This window comes from Janthinobacterium sp. GMG2, assembly GCF_033949445.1.
Classification (GTDB): Bacteria; Pseudomonadota; Gammaproteobacteria; order Burkholderiales; family Burkholderiaceae_D; genus Janthinobacterium; species Janthinobacterium aestuarii.
Genome location: NZ_JAXAWA010000006.1, coordinates 178,045 through 197,310 on the forward strand (window position 1 = coordinate 178,045; position 19,266 = coordinate 197,310).

Annotated in this window: 20 protein-coding genes and 1 tRNA gene; all 21 read right to left on the reverse strand. The window is 59.7% G+C overall.

Annotated features, from left to right (window positions below; genetic code table 11):
- Position 1: 1 nt before the first annotated feature.
- Entirely contained in the window at positions 2 to 1,504 is a 1,503-nt protein-coding gene (gene nuoN / locus SKZ59_RS21285) for an NADH-quinone oxidoreductase subunit NuoN (RefSeq protein WP_070302186.1), read from the reverse strand.
- A gap of 16 nt (positions 1,505 to 1,520) precedes the next feature.
- Complete coding sequence (locus tag SKZ59_RS21290) at positions 1,521 to 3,020, reverse strand: NADH-quinone oxidoreductase subunit M (RefSeq protein ID WP_319992876.1); 1,500 nt, start codon at positions 3,018 to 3,020, stop codon at positions 1,521 to 1,523.
- 29 nt (positions 3,021 to 3,049) lie between these two features.
- Positions 3,050 to 5,143 (reverse strand): NADH-quinone oxidoreductase subunit L, encoded by a 2,094-nt coding sequence (gene nuoL, locus SKZ59_RS21295; protein ID WP_319992877.1) that lies wholly within the window; start codon positions 5,141 to 5,143, stop codon positions 3,050 to 3,052.
- Positions 5,144 to 5,189: 46 nt separating this feature from the next.
- Entirely contained in the window at positions 5,190 to 5,498 is a 309-nt protein-coding gene (gene nuoK / locus SKZ59_RS21300) for an NADH-quinone oxidoreductase subunit NuoK (protein ID WP_010399724.1), read from the reverse strand.
- A complete protein-coding gene (locus SKZ59_RS21305; protein WP_034749981.1) occupies positions 5,495 to 6,127 on the reverse strand; it encodes an NADH-quinone oxidoreductase subunit J in 633 nt (210 codons plus the stop codon). The genes nuoK and SKZ59_RS21305 overlap by 4 nt, the downstream gene beginning before the upstream one ends.
- A gap of 65 nt (positions 6,128 to 6,192) precedes the next feature.
- Entirely contained in the window at positions 6,193 to 6,681 is a 489-nt protein-coding gene (gene nuoI, locus SKZ59_RS21310; protein WP_010399726.1) for an NADH-quinone oxidoreductase subunit NuoI, read from the reverse strand.
- Between the two features lie 14 nt (positions 6,682 to 6,695).
- Positions 6,696 to 7,778, reverse strand: coding sequence for an NADH-quinone oxidoreductase subunit NuoH (nuoH, locus tag SKZ59_RS21315; RefSeq protein ID WP_319992878.1), 1,083 nt, complete (start codon positions 7,776 to 7,778; stop codon positions 6,696 to 6,698).
- Complete coding sequence (nuoG, locus tag SKZ59_RS21320) at positions 7,778 to 10,111, reverse strand: NADH-quinone oxidoreductase subunit NuoG (RefSeq protein WP_319992879.1); 2,334 nt, start codon at positions 10,109 to 10,111, stop codon at positions 7,778 to 7,780. Before nuoG ends, nuoH begins: the two co-directional genes overlap by 1 nt.
- Before the next feature lie 22 nt (positions 10,112 to 10,133).
- A complete protein-coding gene (nuoF, locus tag SKZ59_RS21325) occupies positions 10,134 to 11,429 on the reverse strand; it encodes an NADH-quinone oxidoreductase subunit NuoF (protein ID WP_010399729.1) in 1,296 nt (431 codons plus the stop codon).
- Positions 11,426 to 11,905 carry an NADH-quinone oxidoreductase subunit NuoE gene (nuoE, locus tag SKZ59_RS21330; protein ID WP_035820520.1) on the reverse strand — a complete coding sequence of 160 codons (480 nt, stop codon included), beginning with the start codon at positions 11,903 to 11,905 and terminating at the stop codon, positions 11,426 to 11,428. Before nuoE ends, nuoF begins: the two co-directional genes overlap by 4 nt.
- Before the next feature lie 12 nt (positions 11,906 to 11,917).
- A complete protein-coding gene (locus SKZ59_RS21335; protein ID WP_034749992.1) occupies positions 11,918 to 13,171 on the reverse strand; it encodes an NADH-quinone oxidoreductase subunit D in 1,254 nt (417 codons plus the stop codon).
- The gene (locus SKZ59_RS21340) at positions 13,171 to 13,764 is read right to left on the reverse strand and encodes an NADH-quinone oxidoreductase subunit C (protein ID WP_034749994.1); all 594 of its coding nucleotides are present in this window, start codon (positions 13,762 to 13,764) and stop codon (positions 13,171 to 13,173) included. The genes SKZ59_RS21335 and SKZ59_RS21340 overlap by 1 nt, the downstream gene beginning before the upstream one ends.
- Positions 13,765 to 13,781: 17 nt before the next feature.
- Complete coding sequence (locus SKZ59_RS21345) at positions 13,782 to 14,258, reverse strand: NuoB/complex I 20 kDa subunit family protein (protein ID WP_010399733.1); 477 nt, start codon at positions 14,256 to 14,258, stop codon at positions 13,782 to 13,784.
- A 3-nt stretch (positions 14,259 to 14,261) separates the two neighbouring features.
- Positions 14,262 to 14,621 (reverse strand): NADH-quinone oxidoreductase subunit A, encoded by a 360-nt coding sequence (locus SKZ59_RS21350; RefSeq protein WP_010399734.1) that lies wholly within the window; start codon positions 14,619 to 14,621, stop codon positions 14,262 to 14,264.
- 177 nt (positions 14,622 to 14,798) lie between these two features.
- Positions 14,799 to 14,883: transfer RNA gene (locus tag SKZ59_RS21355), tRNA-Leu, on the reverse strand.
- 192 nt (positions 14,884 to 15,075) lie between these two features.
- A complete protein-coding gene (secG, locus tag SKZ59_RS21360) occupies positions 15,076 to 15,480 on the reverse strand; it encodes a preprotein translocase subunit SecG (RefSeq protein ID WP_034749996.1) in 405 nt (134 codons plus the stop codon).
- Between the two features lie 28 nt (positions 15,481 to 15,508).
- Complete coding sequence (gene tpiA, locus SKZ59_RS21365) at positions 15,509 to 16,258, reverse strand: triose-phosphate isomerase (RefSeq protein WP_072452727.1); 750 nt, start codon at positions 16,256 to 16,258, stop codon at positions 15,509 to 15,511.
- A 72-nt stretch (positions 16,259 to 16,330) separates the two neighbouring features.
- Positions 16,331 to 17,311 (reverse strand): NAD(P)H-quinone oxidoreductase, encoded by a 981-nt coding sequence (locus tag SKZ59_RS21370; protein WP_319992880.1) that lies wholly within the window; start codon positions 17,309 to 17,311, stop codon positions 16,331 to 16,333.
- A gap of 71 nt (positions 17,312 to 17,382) precedes the next feature.
- Positions 17,383 to 17,991 (reverse strand): tetratricopeptide repeat protein, encoded by a 609-nt coding sequence (locus SKZ59_RS21375; RefSeq protein WP_034750002.1) that lies wholly within the window; start codon positions 17,989 to 17,991, stop codon positions 17,383 to 17,385.
- A 64-nt stretch (positions 17,992 to 18,055) separates the two neighbouring features.
- Positions 18,056 to 18,817, reverse strand: a complete 762-nt coding sequence (locus SKZ59_RS21380; protein ID WP_072452723.1) for a GIN domain-containing protein — start codon at positions 18,815 to 18,817, stop codon at positions 18,056 to 18,058.
- A gap of 108 nt (positions 18,818 to 18,925) precedes the next feature.
- Positions 18,926 to 19,135 carry a hypothetical protein gene (locus tag SKZ59_RS21385; protein WP_070302198.1) on the reverse strand — a complete coding sequence of 70 codons (210 nt, stop codon included), beginning with the start codon at positions 19,133 to 19,135 and terminating at the stop codon, positions 18,926 to 18,928.
- Between the last annotated feature and the right edge of the window lie 131 nt (positions 19,136 to 19,266).

Here is a 19,266-nt window from a genome sequence, read left to right on the forward strand (position 1 = left end):
GTCAGGACGCCAGGGTCTTGGTGATGGCCGAAGCGCAGGCCGCCAGGATGCTGTTAGGCATCACGCCCAGCGCCAGAACGAACACGCCGTTCAGTGCCAGCACGACGCGCATGTCGCCATGCACGACCAGCGCGTTGGTATCGGTCGGCTCGTCGAACCACATCATTTTCACGACGCGCAGGTAGTAGAAGGCGCCGATCAGCGAGAACAGCACGGCGGCAATCGTCAGCCACAGCTGGCCCGTGGCCAGCACGGAAGCGAGCACCGAGTACTTGGCCATGAAGCCCATCAGCGGCGGCACGCCAGCCAGCGAGAACATGAACAGGGTCATCACCAGCGCGAAGATCGGGCTGCGTTTGCCCAGGCCCTTGAAGTCGGCCAGTTCTTCCGCTTCGAAACCACTGCGTGCCAACAACATGATCACGCCAAAGGTACCCAGGGTGGTGAACACGTAGGTGATGACGTAGTACATCGAAGCGCCGTAGGCGGTGGCTGCGCCAGCCGCGTTCAGGGTGTTGTTCGGTGCGTCGACGGTACCGGACAGCAGGCCCAGCAGAACGAAGCCCATTTGCGCGATGGTCGAGTACGCCAACATACGCTTCAGATTCGTTTGCGCGATGGCGGTGAAGTTACCGATGGCCAGCGACATCACGGCCAGCACCAGCAGCATTTGCTGCCAGTCATGCGCCATCGGCAGCAAGCCCTCGCCCAGCAAACGCAGGGTGATGGCAAACGCGGCCAGTTTCGGCGCGCCGCCCAGCAGCAGGGTCACGGCCGTCGGCGAACCTTGATACACGTCAGGCACCCACATGTGGAATGGCACGACGCCCAGTTTGAAGGCCAGGCCGGCTACGAGGAACACCAGGCCGAAGACCATGATGGTGCCGTTGGTCTTGCCGTTTTCCAGCGCCACGCGCAGTTCGCCCAGGTCCAGCGTGCCGGAGGCGCCGTACAGCATCGAGATACCGTACAACATGAAACCGGAAGCCAGCGCGCCCAGGATGAAGTATTTCATGGCCGCTTCCGTGGCCTTGGCATTGTCACGGCGCAAAGCGATCAGCGCGTACAGCGACAGCGACATCAGTTCCAGACCCAGGTAGATGATCAGGAAGTTGTTGGCCGAGATCATGATCATCTGGCCCAGCAGTGCAAACAGGGCCAGCACGTAGAACTCGCCGCCCAGGTTACCCGACAGCATGTTGCGGTCGGTGGCATAGGCACGCGAGTAGATCAGGGTCAGCGCCACGGCGCCGTACGAGAACAGTTTCAGCAGCTGCGACATCGGGTCCGACACGAACATGTTATGGAACGTGTAGACGGTAGTGCCCGCGTTGAAGTCGCCCACGGTCAGCAAGGCGCAGCCTGCCAAGGTCAGCAAGGACAGCGCATAGGTGATCGAACGCTTCGCCGCAGGCAAGAACATATCGATCAGCAAGAGCGCCGACGTGGCGATCAGCAGAAAGATTTCCGCGTACAGCGGTACCAGATTAGGTGCATTAGTCATGTTATCGGTCTTCTATTTAAGGCAACTTGCTGGTGGCGACATGCTGCAGCAGGTCAGCAACCGAAGTTTGCATCGTGTCGGTGAACGGGGCTGGATACAGACCCATCACGAGCACGGCGATGGCCAGTACAGCAAGCATGAAGAATTCACGTTTGTTGATGTCGGTCAGTTCGGCCACATGCTTGTTCTTGATCTTGCCGAACACTACGCGCTTGGCCATCCACAGCGAGTACGCCGCGCCCCAGATCAGTGCCGTTGCAGCCAGCAGGCCGATCCAGAAGTTGTATTTCACCGCGCCCAGGATCACCATGAACTCGCCGACGAAGCCGGACGTCGCTGGCAGACCGCAATTGGCCATCGAGAACAGCACGAAGAAGGCGGCAAATTTCGGCATGCGGTTCACGACGCCGCCGTAGTCGGCGATGTTGCGGGTATGCATGCGGTCATACAGCACGCCGATGCACAGGAACATCGCGCCGGAGATAAAGCCGTGCGAGACCATCTGCACGATACCGCCCTGCACCGAGATGTCGTTGAACATGAAGAAGCCCAGGGTCACAAAACCCATGTGCGCGATCGACGAATAGGCGACCAGTTTTTTCATGTCGGTTTGCACCAGGGCAACCAGACCGATGTAGATGACGGCGATCAGCGACAAGGCGATCATGAAGCCCGACAGGTAGTGGCTGGCGTCAGGCGTGATCGGCAGCGAGAAACGCAGGAAACCGTAGGCGCCCAGTTTCAGCATGATGGCGGCCAGCACGGCGGAACCGCCCGTAGGCGCTTCCACGTGGACGTCCGGCAACCACGTGTGGACGGGGAACATCGGCACCTTGACGGCAAACGCCATCAGGAAGGCCAGGAAGATGAAGATCTGTTCGTTCATCGTCAGCTTGAACGCATGCCAGGCCAGGATGTCGAAGGTGCCCGACACATTGCGCAGGTAGATGATGGCAACGAGGGTCAGCAGCGAACCGAAGAAGGTGTACAGGAAGAACTTGAACGACGCGTACACGCGGTTCGAACCGCCCCAGATACCGATGATGATGAACATCGGGATCAGGGTTGCTTCAAAGAAGAAGTAGAACAGCAAGCCGTCCAGCGCGCAGAACACGCCGATCATCAGGCCCGACAGGATCAGGAAGGAGCCCATGTACTGGGCGATGCGCTTCTCGATCACTTGCCAGGCCGAAATGACGACGATGACGGTGATAAAGGCCGTCAGTGGCACGAACCACAGCGACAGGCCGTCGATACCCAGCGAGTACCAGATATTGAAGGTTGCTATCCACGCTGCTTTTTCGACGAATTGCATGCCGTGTGCGGCGTTGTCGAAATGCTGGATCAGCGGCAAGGTGCACAGCATGCTGAGCACGGCGCCAGCCAGCGACAGCCAGCGGGTAAAGCCCGCTTTGCTGTCACGGCCGAGAGCCAGGATCAGGACGCCGCAAATGATCGGCACCCAGATCGACAGACTCAGGTAAGGAGGTAATGTAGAAATCGTAGACTGCATCATGGTTCTCAGTATTCTTTTATCAGGTCAGCTTACTTAGCGGGCCAGAATGGCAGGAAATAGATCAGGAAGCCCAGCACGCCCAGGATCATCACGAATGCATAGTGATAGATGTAGCCGGTCTGCAGCACTCGCGACAGCGAGGACAGCCAGGCGACGACCTTGGCGCTACCGTTGACCAGCAGGCCATCGATCAGCTTCTTGTCACCGAAGTTCCACAGGCCATTACCCAGCAAGCGGGCACCGCCGGCGAACACGACTTCATTGAACTTGTCCATGTAGTACTTGTTGTCCAGCAGGGTGTGGATCGCGTGGAACTTGGCAAAGAACCAGGCCGGTACACGCGGGTTGACCATGTAGCAGTAGTAGGCTGCCACCACGCCGGACAATGCCAGCCAGAACGGTGCCGTCGACAGGCCGTGGATCGCCATCGCCATTGCGCCGTGGAATTCATGCGACAACTCTTCCATTGCTGGATGGTTTTCGCCGACGAAGATCACGCCCTTGAAGAAATCGCCATGCAGCATCGGGCCGATCGTCAGGTAACCGATGATCAGCGACGGGATCGCCAGCATCACCAGCGGGAACCAGACGACGAATGGGGACTCGTGCGGCTTCTGGCCAGGTTCCAGACCGTGGTGCGCGTGGTCGTCTTCCTCTTCGTCATGGTGGTCGTCATGCGCGTGGGCATCGTGCTTGGCCGCAGGCGCGTGATGGTCGTCGTGACCGTGCGCATGCGCCTGGCCGAAACGTTCCTTGCCATGGAAGACGAGGAAGTACATGCGGAACGAGTAGAAAGCGGTGACGAACACGCCAGCCAGCACGGCGAACTGGGCAAAGCCAGCGCCCCAGATGTGCGTCGCTTCGACGGCTTCGATGATGCTGTCTTTCGAGTAGAAACCGGAGAACAGCGGCGTGCCGATCAGGGCCAGCGAACCGATCAGGGAAGTGATCCACGTGATCGGCATGTACTTGCGCAGGCCGCCCATGTTGCGGATATCTTGATCGTGGTGCATGCCGATGATGACGGAACCGGCGCCCAGGAACAGCAGTGCCTTGAAGAATGCGTGCGTCATCAGGTGGAACACGGCTACCGAGTACGCGGACGAACCGAGCGCCACGGTCATGTAGCCGAGCTGCGACAGGGTCGAGTAAGCGACGACGCGCTTGATGTCGTTCTGGATGATGCCCAGGAAGCCCATGAACAGCGCCGTGATGGAGCCGATCACGAGGATGAAGGACAGTGCCGTGTCGGACAGTTCGAACAGCGGCGACATGCGCGAGACCATGAAGATACCGGCCGTCACCATCGTCGCGGCGTGGATCAGTGCCGAGATCGGGGTAGGACCTTCCATCGAGTCAGGCAGCCACACATGCAGCGGGAACTGCGCCGATTTGCCCATCGCGCCGATGAACAGGCAGATGCAGGCTACGGTCAGCAGGGCCCAGTCGGTACCGGGCAAGCTCAACAGCGCCAGTTCGTCTTTCTTGGCGAACACTTCCTGGTAGTTCATGGTGCCGGCGTAAGCCAGCAGCAGGCCGATACCAAGGATGAAGCCGAAGTCGCCCACGCGGTTGACGAGGAAAGCCTTCATGTTGGCCACGATCGCCGTCGGACGCTGGTACCAGAAACCGATCAGCAGGTAAGAGACCAGGCCCACGGCTTCCCAACCGAAGAACAGTTGCAGGAAGTTGTTGGCCATGACCAGCATCAGCATCGAGAACGTGAACAGCGAGATGTAGGCGAAGAAGCGGTTGTAGCCTTCGTCGTCCTTCATGTAGCCGATCGTGTAGATGTGCACCATCAGGGAGACGAAGGTGACCACGCACATCATCATCGCCGACAGCGAATCGATCTGGAAGCCCACTTCCATCTTCAGGGTGCCGATCGTCATCCAGTTATAGATCGTGCCATTGAATGTCGCGCCATCCATCACTGCCAGCAGTGTCTGCACGGACAGGATGAACGCAATCAGTACGCCCAGGATCGTCGCGGTATGCGACGTCTTGCGTCCGACCAAATTACCCAGGAACTGGGTGCCAAGCAAGCCTGCAATCGCGGCACCGGCCAGCGGCGCCAGCGGTACGGCAAGAAGGAGGTTAGGGTTGAGGAGTTGCCCCGCCATGATGAACCTTAATCGTTATTATTCGAGAGATCGAGTCTGAAAAACATCAGCCTTTGAGGCTGTCCAGGTCTTCGACGTTGATGGTATCCAGATTACGGAACATCACCACCAGAATAGCCAGACCGATAGCCGACTCAGCGGCGGCAACCGTCAGGATGAAGAAAACGAAGATCTGACCGGCCGCGTCGCCCATGAAATGGGAGAACGCGATGAAATTCATATTCACCGCCAGCAGCATCAATTCGATTGCCATCAGCAATACGATGATGTTCTTGCGGTTCAGGAAAATACCGACGATCGAGATTGCGAACAGGATCGCGCCCAGGACCAGAAAATGTGTGAGCGATAATGTCATGGTGCCTCCTTAACTTCCGGCTCAGCCGCAGGACGCTCGACAACCGCGTCCATCTTGATGATCTTCAGGCGGTCGTTGCGCTTGACGCGCACGGCATCGCCTGGAGCAAAGTGCTTGGTGTCCTTGCGTTTGCGCAGGGTCAGCGCGACCGCGGCAACGATGGCCACCAGCAGCACGACGGCGGCGATCTCGAAGGCGAACACATATTCCGTGTAGATCAGCAGGCCCAGTTCCTTGGTGCCGCCCAGGTTGACGTTGACCGGCGCGATGCTAGGCGCAAAGTTGCGGAAACCGTGCCACAGGACAGCGGCCATTTCCAGCACGATGATCACGCCCACCGTCACCGACAAAGGCAGATAGCCCCAGAAGCCTTCGCGCATGCGGTCGATATTGATATCGAGCATCATGACCACGAAGAGGAACAGCACCATCACGGCGCCGACGTACACCAATACCAGCACGATGGCCAGGAATTCAGCTTGCAGCAGCATCCAGATGCCCGCTGCGGAAAAGAAGGACAGTACCAGGAACAGTACTGCGTGGACCGGATTACGGGCCGTGATGACGCGCGTCGCTGCCAGAATCAAGATCAGCGCGAAGGCGTAAAACAAAATTGTTTTAAAGTCCATAAAAAACCCAATAGACGTACAGATGAACGAGGGGCGCGCCGCAGCCAGTGGCTACGGCGCATCCATCAGCGATAAGGTGCGTCGGCGGCGCGCGCAGCGGCGATGTCATTTTCATAACGATCACCCACGGCCAGCAACATCTCTTTCGTGTAATACAAATCCCCGCGTTTCTCGCCGTGGTATTCCAGGATTTGCGTCTCGACGATCGAATCGACCGGGCAGGACTCTTCGCAGAAACCGCAGAAGATGCACTTGGTCAAATCAATATCGTAACGCGTGGTGCGGCGCGAGCCGTCGTCACGCTGTTCCGATTCGATCGTGATGGCCATCGCCGGGCAAACCGCTTCGCACAGTTTGCAGGCGATGCAACGTTCCTCGCCGTTCGGGTAGCGGCGCAGCGCGTGCAAGCCACGGAAACGCGGCGAGATCGGTGTCTTCTCTTCCGGGAATTGCACCGTGATCTTGCGCGAAAACATGTACTTGCCTGTCAGCGCCATGCCCTTGATCAGCTCGCCTAACAAGAGGCTGCTGAAGAAATCTTTTACCTTATCCATTCGTATGCACTCTCTTACTTCCAAATATTCCAGGATGTCTGCATCCAGGCAGCGACGAAGACCAGGTAGACCAGCGTCAACGGGATAAACACTTTCCAGCCGAGGCGCATGATCTGGTCATAACGGTAGCGTGGGAAAGTACCGCGTACCCAGATGAACACCGACACGATGAAGAAGGTCTTGGCGAACAGCCAGAAGAAGCCGCCGAAACCACCCCAGAACTCGAGGAAGGCAAATGGTGCGGACCAGCCACCGAGGAACATGATCGAAGTCAGCGCGCCGATCAGGATCATGTTGGCGTATTCGGCCAGCATGAACATGGCGTAGGCCATGCCCGAGTACTCGACCATGTGGCCGGCAACGATTTCCGACTCGCCTTCGACGACGTCGAACGGGTGACGGTTGGCTTCTGCCAGGCCCGACACCATGTAGATGACGAACATCGGCAGCAGCGGCAGCCAGTTCCACGACAGGAAGTTCACGCCCTTGTCGGCAAAGTAGCCGATTTGCTGGCCGCCGACGATGTCGATGAAGTTCAGGCTGCCCGAGACCATCAGCACGATGACCATCACGAAGCCCATCGGGATTTCATACGAAATCATCTGTGCCGAAGCGCGCATGGCGCCCATGAACGAGTACTTCGAGTTCGAGGCCCAGCCGGCGATGATGATGCCGTAGACTTCCATCGAGGTAATCGCCAGCAGCAGCAGCAAGCCCGCGTTGACGTTGGCCAGCACGGCTTGCGGACCGAACGGCACGACCGACCAGGCGGCCAGGGCCGGCATGATGGTCATGATCGGGCCGATGACGAACAGGCCCTTGGCGGCCTTGGCCGGGATGATGATCTCTTTGAACAAGAGCTTCAGCGCATCGGCGATCGGTTGCAGCAAGCCCAATGGACCCACGCGGTTCGGGCCGACGCGGATCTGGATCCAGCCGATCAGCTTGCGCTCCCACAGGGTGGCGTAAGCAACCAGGCCCATCAGCGGCAACAGCACGCACAGGATCTTGATCAGGGTCCAGAAGAACGGCCAGGTAGCGCCCAGCAAATCCTGGCCGGTACTGTTGATGACGTTTACAAATTCAGGCAGAGCCATCAGATTTTCCCCTCTGCTGTTTCAACTGTGATGTCACCGAACATGCCGCCCAGGCCAGCCGTCGAGGCATGCGCCGCCGACACTTTGACCACATTGGCTGGCAGGCCGGCGTGAATAGCCGCCACCAGGATGGCGCTGCCGGAGCCTTGCGCCACTTTGACCTTGTCGCCCGCCTTGATGCCCAGCTTGCCAGCCAGTTCGGCGGACAAATGGGCTTGCGGCGCGGCGCCATCGACCGTGCGTTGCAACGGTTCGGAGCGGCGTACCAGCGCGTCGGCGAAGTAGATCGGCACGTCGGCGATGCGTTGCAGCGCAGGCGATGCCGGTGCGTACGAAGCCGCTTCCGGTGCGTTCTTGGCGATGTTGTTCAGCTGTGCCGACAGATCGGTCACGCCAGCGCCAAACGCTTCGTCGCGGATCGCTTCGGATGTGTCGTAGTCGAAACCGGCCAGGCCCAGGATGTTGCCCAGGACGCGCAGCACTTTCCAGGCTGGACGGGTTTCCGCCAGCGGTTTCACGGTGCCGTTGAAGCTTTGCGCGCGGCCTTCGCAGTTGACGAAGGTGCCCGAGGTTTCAGCGAACGGGGCGATCGGCAGCAAGACATCGGCGTACTCCATGCCGTGCTTGAAGGCGGACATGGCCACGACCATGTCGGCGCCATCCAGGGCGGCGCGGGCCGCTTGTGGATTGGCGGCATCGAGTTCCGGCTCGGCGTGCAGCAGCACGTAGGCTTTTTTCGGCACGGCAAAGGCAGCTTGCACATTCGCGCGCGGCTTGGCGACCAGGTGCGCGCCTACCGTGTTGGCCGCTTCCGTCAGGTAACCGAGCTTGGCGCCCGTCTGTTCGGAGATCCATTGCGCGGCAGCATGCAGTTGCGACGCTTGCGGGTGTTGCGTTGCCGCGTTACCCAGCAGCACGGCGCCATGGTCGCCAGCCATCAGGCTCGCGGCGATGGCCACTGCCACGTCCGAAGCGGTGACCGCTTCAAAACCGGCTGGCGCGGCGATTTCTTTGGCTTTGGCAACAGCGACGACCACTTCCGACAAGGCCGCCAGCCAATCGCTTGGCGCCACGATCATCTTGTTGGCGATGGTGATCAATTGATCATCGTCCGAGGCGTGCAGGATCGACAGCTTGGCGCCGCCCTTGACGGACGCGCGCAAACGCGTGGCCAGCAATGGGTGATCCTTGCGCAGGAACGAGCCGATGACGAAGGCGCGCTTGATCTGGCCAAATTCGTTGATCGGCATGCCCAGCCATGGCTTGACGCCAGCGTCCAGCGCGAAGTCGGTCTGGCGCAGGCGGAAGTCGACGTTCTCGGAACCGAGACCGTTGGCCACTTTTTGCAGCAGGACCAGCTCTTCGACGGTCGAATGCGACGTTGCCAGCGCGGCGATGGCGTCAGCGCCATGCTCGTGCTTGATGTTTTTCAAACCGTGCGCCACGTATTCCAGCGCGGTTTGCCAATCGACTTCTTTCCACTCGTTGCCTTGTTTCAGCATCGGGGAAGTCAGGCGTTCAGCGCTGTCCAGCGCTTCGTACGAGAAACGGTCCTTGTCCGAGATCCAGCACTCGTTGACGGCTTCGTTTTCCAGCGGCAATACGCGCTTGACCTTGCCAGCTTTCACTTGCACGATCAGGTTCGTACCGAGGCCGTCATGCGGGCTGACCGATTTGCGGCGCGACAGTTCCCACGTACGGGCGCTGTAGCGGAACGGCTTCGAGGTCAGTGCGCCAACCGGGCACAGGTCGATCATGTTGCCCGACAGTTCCGAGTCGACCGACTGGCCGACGAAGGACACGATTTCCGAGTGCTCGCCGCGGCCGATCATGCCCAGCTCCATCACGCCGGCCACTTCCTGGCCAAAGCGTACGCAGCGGGTGCACTGGATGCAGCGCGACATCTCTTGCATGGAGACCAGCGGACCGGCTTCCTTCGGCGTGACGACGCGCTTGTCTTCCTTGTAGCGCGACTCGCTCTTGCCGTAACCCACTGCCAAGTCTTGCAACTGGCATTCGCCGCCCTGATCGCAGATAGGGCAATCGAGCGGGTGGTTAATCAGCAAGAATTCCATGACCGACTTTTGCGCCTGCACAGCTTTATCGCTGGCGGAGCGCACGATCATGCCGGCACTGACCGGGGTCGCACAAGCGGGCAAAGGCTTGGGCGCCTTTTCCACTTCGACCAGGCACATGCGGCAGTTCGCTGCGATCGACAATTTCTTGTGATAGCAGAAGTGCGGAATGTAGGTTCCCAATTTGTTGGCGGCGTCCATCACCATGCTACCAGCAGGGACTTCGACTTTTTTGCCGTCTATTTCGATTTCAACCATGGTGATCGTTACCTGACGCAGCTTAGATATATGCGGGCACTAAGCAATGCTTGTGCTCGATATGATATTCAAATTCTTCACGGAAATTCTTAATGAAGGCCCGTACCGGCATGGCAGCCGCATCGCCCAGCGCGCAAATGGTGCGGCCCTGGATGTTGTCGGCGATCGAGTTGAGCATGTCCAGGTCGTCTGGACGACCCTGCCCCTGCTCGATGCGGTGCACCATGCGATACATCCAGCCTGTGCCTTCACGGCAAGGCGTACACTGGCCGCACGATTCTTCAAAGTAGAAGTAGGACAGGCGTTCCAGCGCCTTTACCATGCAGCGTGTTTCGTCCATCACGATGACGGCGCCCGAACCCAACATCGAACCGGCTTTCGCGATCGAGTCGTAGTCCAGGTCGGTCTGCATCATGATGTCGCCGCGGATCACCGGCGCGGACGAGCCGCCAGGGATCACGGCCTTGATCTTTTTGCCACCGCGCATGCCGCCTGCCAGTTCCAGCAGGGTCGCAAACGGGGTGCCGAGCGGCACTTCATAGTTGCCCGGTTTTTCCACGTCGCCCGAGATCGAGAAGATCTTCGAACCGCCATTGTTCGGCTTGCCCATCGCCAGGTATTTCTCTGGACCGATGTTCAGCACGAATGGCACGGCCGCGAAGGTTTCCGTGTTGTTGATCGTCGTCGGCTTGCCGTACAGGCCAAACGAGGCAGGGAAAGGCGGCTTGAAGCGCGGCTGGCCTTTCTTGCCTTCCAAGGACTCCAGCAGGGCCGTTTCTTCGCCGCAGATGTAGGCGCCATAACCATGGTGCGCATGCAACTGGAACGAGAACTCGCTGCCCATAATCTTGTCGCCCAGGAAACCGGCGGCGCGCGCCTCTTCCAGCGCTTCTTCGAAACGCAGGTATTCCTGGAAGATTTCACCGTGGATATAGTTGTAGCCGACGGTGATGCCCATCGCATAAGCGCCAATGGCCATGCCTTCGATCAGCGCATGGGGATTGTAACGAATGATGTCGCGGTCCTTGAAAGTGCCCGGTTCGCCTTCATCTGTATTGCAGACGAGGTATTTCTGGCCCGGGAACTGGCGCGGCATGAAGCTCCACTTCAAGCCGGTAGGGAAACCCGCGCCGCCACGGCCGCGCAAGGACGACGCCTTGAGGTCGGCGATGATCTGTTCCGGCGTGATTTTCTCTTCCAGGATACGCCGCAAAGCGCTGTAGCCGCCGCGGTTCACATAATCTTGCAAATGCCAGTTCTTGCCATCCAGATCCTTCAGGATCAATGGATCGATATGGCGGTTGTGGAGTGACGTCATTTCTTGAGTTCCTCCAGCATGGCGTCGATCTTCTCGTTCGACATCCAGCTGCACATGGTTTTATTACTGACCAGCAAGACAGGCGCATCGCCGCAAGCACCCATGCACTCGCCTTCAACCAGGGTGAACTGGCCGTCTGCGGTGGTTTCGCGGAAATCGATACCCAGTTTCTGCTTCAGGTACTCTGCAGCGCGCACGCCGCCCGACAGGGCGCATGGCAGGTTGGTGCACACGGTGATCTTGTGCTTGCCCACGGGTTTCACGTTGTACATATTGTAGAACGTGGCCACTTCCTGCACGGCAATCGCCGGCATGCCGATGTAATCGGCCAGTTCCTTCATGGTTTCCGGCGCCAGCCAGCCCAGTTCATCCTGGGCATGGGCCAGCGCGGCCATGACGGCCGACTGACGCTGGTCGGCCGGGTACTTGGCCAGCTCGCGGTCAATTTTCTTATAGCATTGCTCTGATAACAACATACTTTTTGCCTCTTAGCGGTCAATACTGCCGAACACGATGTCTTGCGTCCCGATGATGGTCACGGCGTCGGCAAGCATGTGCCCACGTGCCATTTCGTCGAGCGACTGCAAGTGGGCGTAGTCTGGCGCGCGCAGTTTCATGCGGTACGGCTTGTTGGCGCCATCGGACACCAAGTACACGCCGAACTCGCCCTTCGGGTGTTCCACGGCGCTGTAGGCCTCGCCTGGCGGCACGTGGAAACCTTCCGTAAACAGCTTGAAGTGGTGAATCAAGGACTCCATGTTGGTCTTCATGTCGACACGGCCCGGAGGCGCCACCTTGCGGTTGCTGGTCATGACAGGACCTTCATTGTTGCGCAGCCACTCCACGCATTGCTTGATGATGCGGTTCGACTGGCGCAGCTCTTCCACGCGGACCAGGTAGCGGTCGTAGCAATCGCCGTTGGTGCCGATAGGAATGTCGAAATCCATCAGGTCGTACACTTCGTACGGCTGTTTCTTGCGCAAGTCCCACTGCACGCCCGAGCCGCGCAGCATGGCGCCCGTAAAGCCCATGGCCAGCGCATCTTCCGGCGAGACCACGCCGATGCCGACCGTGCGCTGTTTCCAGATACGGTTGTCGGTCAGCAGGGTTTCGTACTCGTCCACCGAGTTCGGGAAGCGGCGCGCGAAGTCTTCGATGAAGTCCAGCAGGGAACCCTGGCGGTTTTCGTTCAGCTTGCCGATCGCCTTGGCGTTGCGGATGATCGAGGCCTTGTGCTGCGGCATCGCGTCCGGCAGGTCGCGGTACACGCCGCCCGGACGGTAGTAGGCCGCGTGCATGCGTGCGCCCGACACTGCCTCGTAGGCGTCGAACAAGTCTTCGCGGTCGCGGAAGCAATACAGGAACGGGCCCATGGCGCCAACGTCCAGCGCGTGGGTACCGAGCCACATCAGGTGATTCAGGATACGCGTCATCTCGTCGAACATGACGCGGATGTATTGCGCGCGCAGCGGCACTTCCAGGCCCAGCATCTTTTCGATGGCCATCACGTACGCGTGTTCATTGCACATCATCGACACATAGTCGAGACGGTCCATGTACGGCACGGATTGCAGGTAGGTTTTCTGTTCGGCCAGCTTTTCGGTGGCGCGGTGCAGCAGGCCGATATGCGGGTCGGCGCGCTGGATGACTTCGCCATCCATCTCCAGCACCAGGCGCAGCACACCGTGCGCGGCCGGATGCTGTGGCCCAAAGTTCAGGGTGTAGTTCTTAATCTCAGCCATTATTTCATCCCGTAATGTTCTTCGCGGATCACGCGCGGCACGTTTTCCCGCGGCTCGATCGTCACGGGCTGGTAAATCACGCGCTTTTGTTCCGGATCGTAACGCATCTCGACATAGCCGGAGACGGGGAAATCCTTGCGGAACGGATGGCCGATGAAACCGTAGTCGGTCAGCAGGCGGCGCAAGTCGTTGTGGCCTTCGAAGAGGATGCCCAGCAGGTCGAACGCTTCGCGCTCGTACCAGTTGACGGCACGCCAGATGTTCACCACGGAGGGCAGCAGCGGCATGTCGTCGTCCGGCGCGAACACGCGCACGCGCACGCGCCAGTTGTGCTTGACAGACAGCAAGTGCGAGACGGCCGCGAAACGCAGGCCATCCCAGCTACCGTCGCCATAGGTCGAGTAGTCGACGCCGCACAAGTCGAGCAGCTGCTCGAAATGCAGGGCCGGATCGTCGCGCAAGGTCTGCATCACGGCCAGGTAATCCTCGGCCTTGACGACCAGGGTGACTTCGCCCAGCGCAACCGTCGTGCTAACGCGATCGCCCAGGGCTGTGCCGAGGGCGTTTTGCAATACTTCTAAATGTGTTGTCATAATCTGAAGCGGCCCGGTTAGCGTGCGATCGTGCTGGTACGCTTGATCTTGTTCTGCAACTGCATGATGCCGTACAGCAAGGCTTCAGCGGTCGGAGGACAGCCAGGCACATACACGTCGACGGGCACGATGCGGTCGCAACCGCGCACCACGGAATAGGAGTAATGGTAGTACCCGCCACCATTGGCGCAGGAACCCATCGAGATGACCCAGCGTGGCTCTGCCATCTGGTCGTAGACCTTGCGCAGGGCCGGCGCCATCTTGTTGCACAGGGTGCCGGCAACGATCATGACGTCGGACTGACGCGGCGACGGACGAAACACGACGCCGAAACGGTCCATATCGTAGCGGGCTGCGCCCACATGCATCATTTCGACCGCACAGCAGGCCAGACCGAACGTCATCGGGAACATAGACCCGGTGCGCGCCCAGTTGATCAGCTTGTCGGCCGAGGTGGTGATGAAACCTTCGCTTAATACGCCTTCAATAGCCATGGCTTATTCCCAGTCAAGGGCACCTTTCTTCCAAATGTACCAAAATCCGACCACGAATTCAGCGATGAACACCATCATCGTGACGAAACCGGCCCAGCCCAGGTCGCGCATTGCAACGCCCCATGGGAAAAAGAATGCCGTTTCCAGATCGAACAAAATAAACAGGATTGCGACCAGATAGTAGCGCACATCAAATTTCATGCGCGCGTCTTCGAATGCTTCAAAGCCACATTCGTACGGGGAGAGTTTTGCTGCGTCAGGCTTGTTAGGACCTAACAGGCGCCCCAGGAGCTGGGGAGCGATACCGACACCAAGGCCGATAATAATGAACAGCAGGACGGGGAAGTAATTTTCGAGGTTCACGATTGATGAGCTTATATTGAACGATCGGTTAAATGAGGACGCTGCGATCATTTGCAGCGTATCTAACGCACGACCCCAATCAAAGCTAAGACCAGGATCGAACGACACATCCTCGTAAAAAAAGCCAGCAACTTTGTACGAGCCATGGCTCGTGCGCCGTTGCTGGCTTCTGATTTCTGGTGCCGACGACGAGACTCGAACTCGTACAGCTTTCGCCACTACCCCCTCAAGATAGCGTGTCTACCAATTTCACCACGTCGGCGGTAAGGCCCGTATTCTACTCTGCTTTGCCGCTAAAGTTAATGCACAAATGCATCAAAACACAGATAAAAACGATAAATTTTTACATCTTCCAGCGCGTCACGATTTTTTCCTGCCGCGCTGCTGAAACATTGAGCAATAATCTGCCCGTAATGAGAATTACTCTCGATGAGGTATCGAGCTCATACAAAAATTACTTCGGAATCGCGCCTGCCGGGGTGCTGGCAACCGGTGCCGCCGCCGCTGGAGCGCTGGCAGCCGGAGCTGCCGCAGGTACCGTCGTCGGGATCGCGCCCGCGCCGGTGACCGGCACTGGCTTGACGACTTTATCCATCACGCCGCCGCCGACCGTCGTGGCGCGCTGATTGGCCATCAGCGACAGGGCCAGGGTGGCGCCGAAGAAGATCGCGGCGGCGACGCCCGTCGATTTCGACATGAAGTTCGACGAACCCGTCGCACCGAACAGGCTGCCCGAGGCGCCCGAACCGAAGGCGGCGCCCATGTCGGCGCCCTTACCGTGCTGCAACAACACCAGCGCGATAATCGACAATGCCGAAATAACCTGTACTACCACTACCAGATTGAACATCATGTTCATTGCAATTCCATTCTTAGTTTAAATTAATTCAATCAGCGGCGTGAATAATTGCTAGGAAATCCGCCGCCTTCAATGCTGCCCCACCGATCAGACCGCCATCGATATCCGGCATCGCCATCAATTCTTTTGCGTTCTCCGGCTTCATGCTGCCGCCGTACAGGATCTGCACGCCGGCCGCTGCTACCGCATTCTTTGCCGCCAGCTGGCCGCGCAATACCTGATGCACGTCCTGCGCCATTTGCGGCGTGGCTGTCTTGCCCGTGCCGATGGCCCAGACCGGCTCATAGGCCAGCACCAGTTTCGCCACGTCGTCGGCGGAAATCGCCGCCAGCACGGCGCCCAGCTGCTGCGCCACGACCGTATCGGTCTGGCCCGCTTCGCGCTGCGCCAGGGTTTCGCCGATGCAGACGATAGGCGTGATGCCCGCCGCCAGCGCCGCAACCGTCTTGGCCGCCACCTGCGCATCGCTCTCGCCATGGTAGGCGCGGCGCTCGGAATGCCCGATCACCACATAGCCGCAGCCGAAATCCTGCAGCATGGCGGTCGAGATTTCTCCCGTGTAGGCGCCACTGGCATGCGCGGACACATCCTGTGCACCCCAGCCGAGAGCCGTGCCTGCCAATTGCGCCTGGCACTGCGCCAGATACGGCGCAGGCACACAGACGGCGCTGGCGGCGCCAGAGGCAGCCAGGCCAGCAACTATTTCAGACAATAACACCGCGTTCGAGGTGCGACTGCCGTTCATTTTCCAATTTCCGACGACGAGTTTGCGACGCATAGTAGCCTAAATTCTAATAACCCGTCATTCTAACTCCGGCACCGATGCCGGTCAAACAGGCAGTGCCCCGTTTCAAGCAACTTGCAACATGATCTTGCCCACGTGCGTGCTCGCTTCCATCAAGGCATGCGCCTCGTTGGCTTTTTCCAACGGGAAAGTTTTATAGATCACGGGCTTGATCTTGCCCGCCTCGATCAGCGGCCAGACGGTCGTGCGCAGGTGATTCGCGATGGCCGCCTTGAAGGCGACGGAACGGGGACGCAAGGTGGAACCCGTCACCGTCAGGCGACGGCGCAGCAGGCTACCCAGGTCCAGTTCCGCCCTGGTGCCGCCCTGCACGGCGATCAGGCCGATGCGGCCATCGTCGGCCAGGCAATCGATTTCGCGCGGCAGGTAGTCGCCGCCGACCATATCGAGGATGACGTCGACGCCCTTGCCACCAGTCAGCTCCGTGACCACGGCGGCGAAATCTTCCGTCCGATAGTTAATGCCCCGCTCGGCGCCCAGCGCTTCGCAGGCGCGCGCCTTCTCGTCGCTGCCGGCCGTGGCGAACACGCGGTGGCCCAGGGCGGCCGCCAATTGAATGGCCGTCACGCCGATGCCGGATGTGCCGCCCTGCACCAGCAAGGTTTCGCCGTCGGCCAGCGCGCAGCGGTCGAAGACATTGCTCCAGACGGTAAAGAAGTTTTCCGGCAGGGACGCGCCTTCCAGCGCCGTCAAGCCTTGCGGCAAGGGCAGGCACTGGCCGGCGGGCGCGGCGCAATATTCGGCATAGCCGCCGCCCTGCACCAGCGCGCAGACGAGGTCGCCCTTCTTGAATGCGGTATTGCTGAAATCGCCATCGACGACTTCACCGGCCACTTCCAGGCCAGGCAAATCGGACGCACCGGCTGGCGGCGCGTACTTGCCCAGACGCTGCAGCACGTCGGGACGGTTGATGCCGGCCGCGTGCACCTTGATCAGCAGTTCGCCGGCTTTGAAGGCGGGGACGGGACACTCGACGATCTGCAAAACGTCGGCGGGACCTGGCTGGCTGATGGCAACTGCACGCATGGCGGGACTCTTTCAAGGGAAAACGGCGATTGTACGCCAAGCCGTTCACCCTTGCAGGCATGCCCCCTTCCCTATGCGCCGCCCGTCTTCGACTGGCGCGGCAGCGGCGTGCCCGGCTTCCATTTCGCCGACAGGGCCTGTCCTTCCTCGACTTGCTCATGCGTCATCTTGCGCACCACGGCGGCGCGCTGATCGGCCGCATTCGCGTTGCCGTTCGCCGCCGCCAGGTTCCACAGCATGTAGGCGATGACGTTGTCCTGCTGCACGCCGCCCATGTGGTAGCGGTACATCAGGCCCAGCACCTGCTGCGCCTCGGCGTGGTTCTGCTCGGCCGCCTTGCGGAACCAGCTCACGGCCTGCTTGTGGTCCTGCAGCACGGCGTTGCCCGTGTAATACATGGCGCCCACCACATACTGGGCGTCGGCCTTGCCCTGGTCGGCCGCCTTGCGGTGCCAGAACATGGCTTGCTTGTAATCCTGCGGCAAGCCGCGGCCCATGTAATACATCAAGCCCAGCAAATGCTGGGCATCGGCATTGCCGGTCTTGGCCAGTGGCAGGATTTCCTTGTAGGCCAGCGCGTAATTCTTGTTGTTGTAGGCACTGGCGCCTTCGACGAAGCCAGCCCGCGCAGGTAGCTGTATCGCCAACAGCATGAGTAATGTAATGATCAGTTTTTTCATCGGAATGGGATGTGGTCTGACTACTTATTCTTGTTCTGCCAATAAAGCCTGCGGCAGGATGCGTTTACTTCCAGCTGACTTTGCCCAGGCCCTCGACGCTGACATCGCGGTTGGCCGGCTTGCCGTACACCACCACCGAGCCGAGTCCGCTCAGGTTCAGCTTGGCATTCGTATGGGCATTCACCGTGGCATTGCCCAGGCCGCTCAACTCCAGATTGACGGCATCGACTTCGAACTGCTGCGCATTCAGGCTGCCCAGGCCGCCCAGGCTCGCTTTCAGGATACGTCCGCGTCCACCCAGCATCACCGAGCCCGCACCCTGCAGGTCCAGCTCCGCGCGCTCATTGTTGCCTATCCATATCTGCATGCTGCCCACGCCGCCCAGGCTGGCATTGAGCTTGCGGTAGTCGCCCACCAGCTTGATGCTGCCCGCCCCTTCCAGCGACAGGGTCAGTTCCTCGCCCTTGAAGCCCGTGATGTCCGTGCTGCCAAAGCCTTCCGAGCTCAGTTCGCGCAAGTTCGGCAGGACCAGGTCGGCGCGGATCGACGAGGGGCCGATCTTGAAGCCGCGCACTTCCGTTTCGATGTGCAAGGTGTCGCCGCTTTGCGCCGTGCTGACATCGGCGATGTAACGCTTGTCGGCCGTGATGCTCAGCGAAGCCACGTTGCCCTGGCGAATGCGCACTTCCATCACGCCATCGAGCTTGACGCGCACGACGCGGGCGTCGACGTTGCGCATTTCCAGCAAGCGGGTCTCGGCGGCCACGCCGCGCACCAGGCCCAATGTCGCCAGGAACAGCAGCGCCAATTGCAGAATCTTTTTCATGTAGTGCATCCTCGGTATCTTGTTTTTATGTGTCGCGGCGCCCGCGTGGGGCGCCTGCATTGCTCGCGCAGCACCACTGTAGCAGCGCCGAAAATGGCTGACAATTAATTATGCAAAACGGGCTTTTTCGGCAGCGCTCAGGCGCTTGGCCTTGACGACCACCACTTGCATGGCAGCCTTGTTCGCTGGCGCGGCCAGGGTGGCCGTGGAACTAGCCACTTGCAGGGCCGGAGCGGCCGGGGCGATGGCGTAGCAGCTGGCGCCGAACACGATAGCGGCGGCAACGGCAATGACTTCCATGTTTTTAGCGACGTTCATGTTGTTCTCCTCGGGTGTCTGGCAGTGGGCTTGCGGTATGGTGTCACTATAGCCATACCGCCCCCGGCAGACACGCCGATTGCGACGAACTGCATTTTTGGCAGGCTGGCCTGACAAAAACGCGGATGAAC

Excerpts from the sequence above, each read along its gene's own strand:
- nuoN (WP_070302186.1), bottom strand. The coding sequence starts at position 1,504 with ATGACTAATGCACCTAATCTGGTACCGCTGTACGCGGAAATCTTTCTG.
- SKZ59_RS21290 (WP_319992876.1), bottom strand. The coding sequence starts at position 3,020 with ATGATGCAGTCTACGATTTCTACATTACCTCCTTACCTGAGTCTGTCG.
- nuoL (WP_319992877.1), bottom strand. The coding sequence starts at position 5,143 with ATGGCGGGGCAACTCCTCAACCCTAACCTCCTTCTTGCCGTACCGCTG.
- nuoK (WP_010399724.1), bottom strand. The coding sequence starts at position 5,498 with ATGACATTATCGCTCACACATTTTCTGGTCCTGGGCGCGATCCTGTTC.
- SKZ59_RS21305 (WP_034749981.1), bottom strand. The coding sequence starts at position 6,127 with ATGGACTTTAAAACAATTTTGTTTTACGCCTTCGCGCTGATCTTGATT.
- nuoI (WP_010399726.1), bottom strand. The coding sequence starts at position 6,681 with ATGGATAAGGTAAAAGATTTCTTCAGCAGCCTCTTGTTAGGCGAGCTG.
- nuoH (WP_319992878.1), bottom strand. The coding sequence starts at position 7,778 with ATGGCTCTGCCTGAATTTGTAAACGTCATCAACAGTACCGGCCAGGAT.
- nuoG (WP_319992879.1), bottom strand. The coding sequence starts at position 10,111 with ATGGTTGAAATCGAAATAGACGGCAAAAAAGTCGAAGTCCCTGCTGGT.
- nuoF (WP_010399729.1), bottom strand. The coding sequence starts at position 11,429 with ATGACGTCACTCCACAACCGCCATATCGATCCATTGATCCTGAAGGAT.
- nuoE (WP_035820520.1), bottom strand. The coding sequence starts at position 11,905 with ATGTTGTTATCAGAGCAATGCTATAAGAAAATTGACCGCGAGCTGGCC.
- SKZ59_RS21335 (WP_034749992.1), bottom strand. The coding sequence starts at position 13,171 with ATGGCTGAGATTAAGAACTACACCCTGAACTTTGGGCCACAGCATCCG.
- SKZ59_RS21340 (WP_034749994.1), bottom strand. The coding sequence starts at position 13,764 with ATGACAACACATTTAGAAGTATTGCAAAACGCCCTCGGCACAGCCCTG.
- SKZ59_RS21345 (WP_010399733.1), bottom strand. The coding sequence starts at position 14,258 with ATGGCTATTGAAGGCGTATTAAGCGAAGGTTTCATCACCACCTCGGCC.
- secG (WP_034749996.1), bottom strand. The coding sequence starts at position 15,480 with ATGAACATGATGTTCAATCTGGTAGTGGTAGTACAGGTTATTTCGGCA.
- tpiA (WP_072452727.1), bottom strand. The coding sequence starts at position 16,258 with ATGCGTCGCAAACTCGTCGTCGGAAATTGGAAAATGAACGGCAGTCGC.
- SKZ59_RS21370 (WP_319992880.1), bottom strand. The coding sequence starts at position 17,311 with ATGCGTGCAGTTGCCATCAGCCAGCCAGGTCCCGCCGACGTTTTGCAG.
- SKZ59_RS21375 (WP_034750002.1), bottom strand. The coding sequence starts at position 17,991 with ATGAAAAAACTGATCATTACATTACTCATGCTGTTGGCGATACAGCTA.
- SKZ59_RS21380 (WP_072452723.1), bottom strand. The coding sequence starts at position 18,817 with ATGAAAAAGATTCTGCAATTGGCGCTGCTGTTCCTGGCGACATTGGGC.
- SKZ59_RS21385 (WP_070302198.1), bottom strand. The coding sequence starts at position 19,135 with ATGAACGTCGCTAAAAACATGGAAGTCATTGCCGTTGCCGCCGCTATC.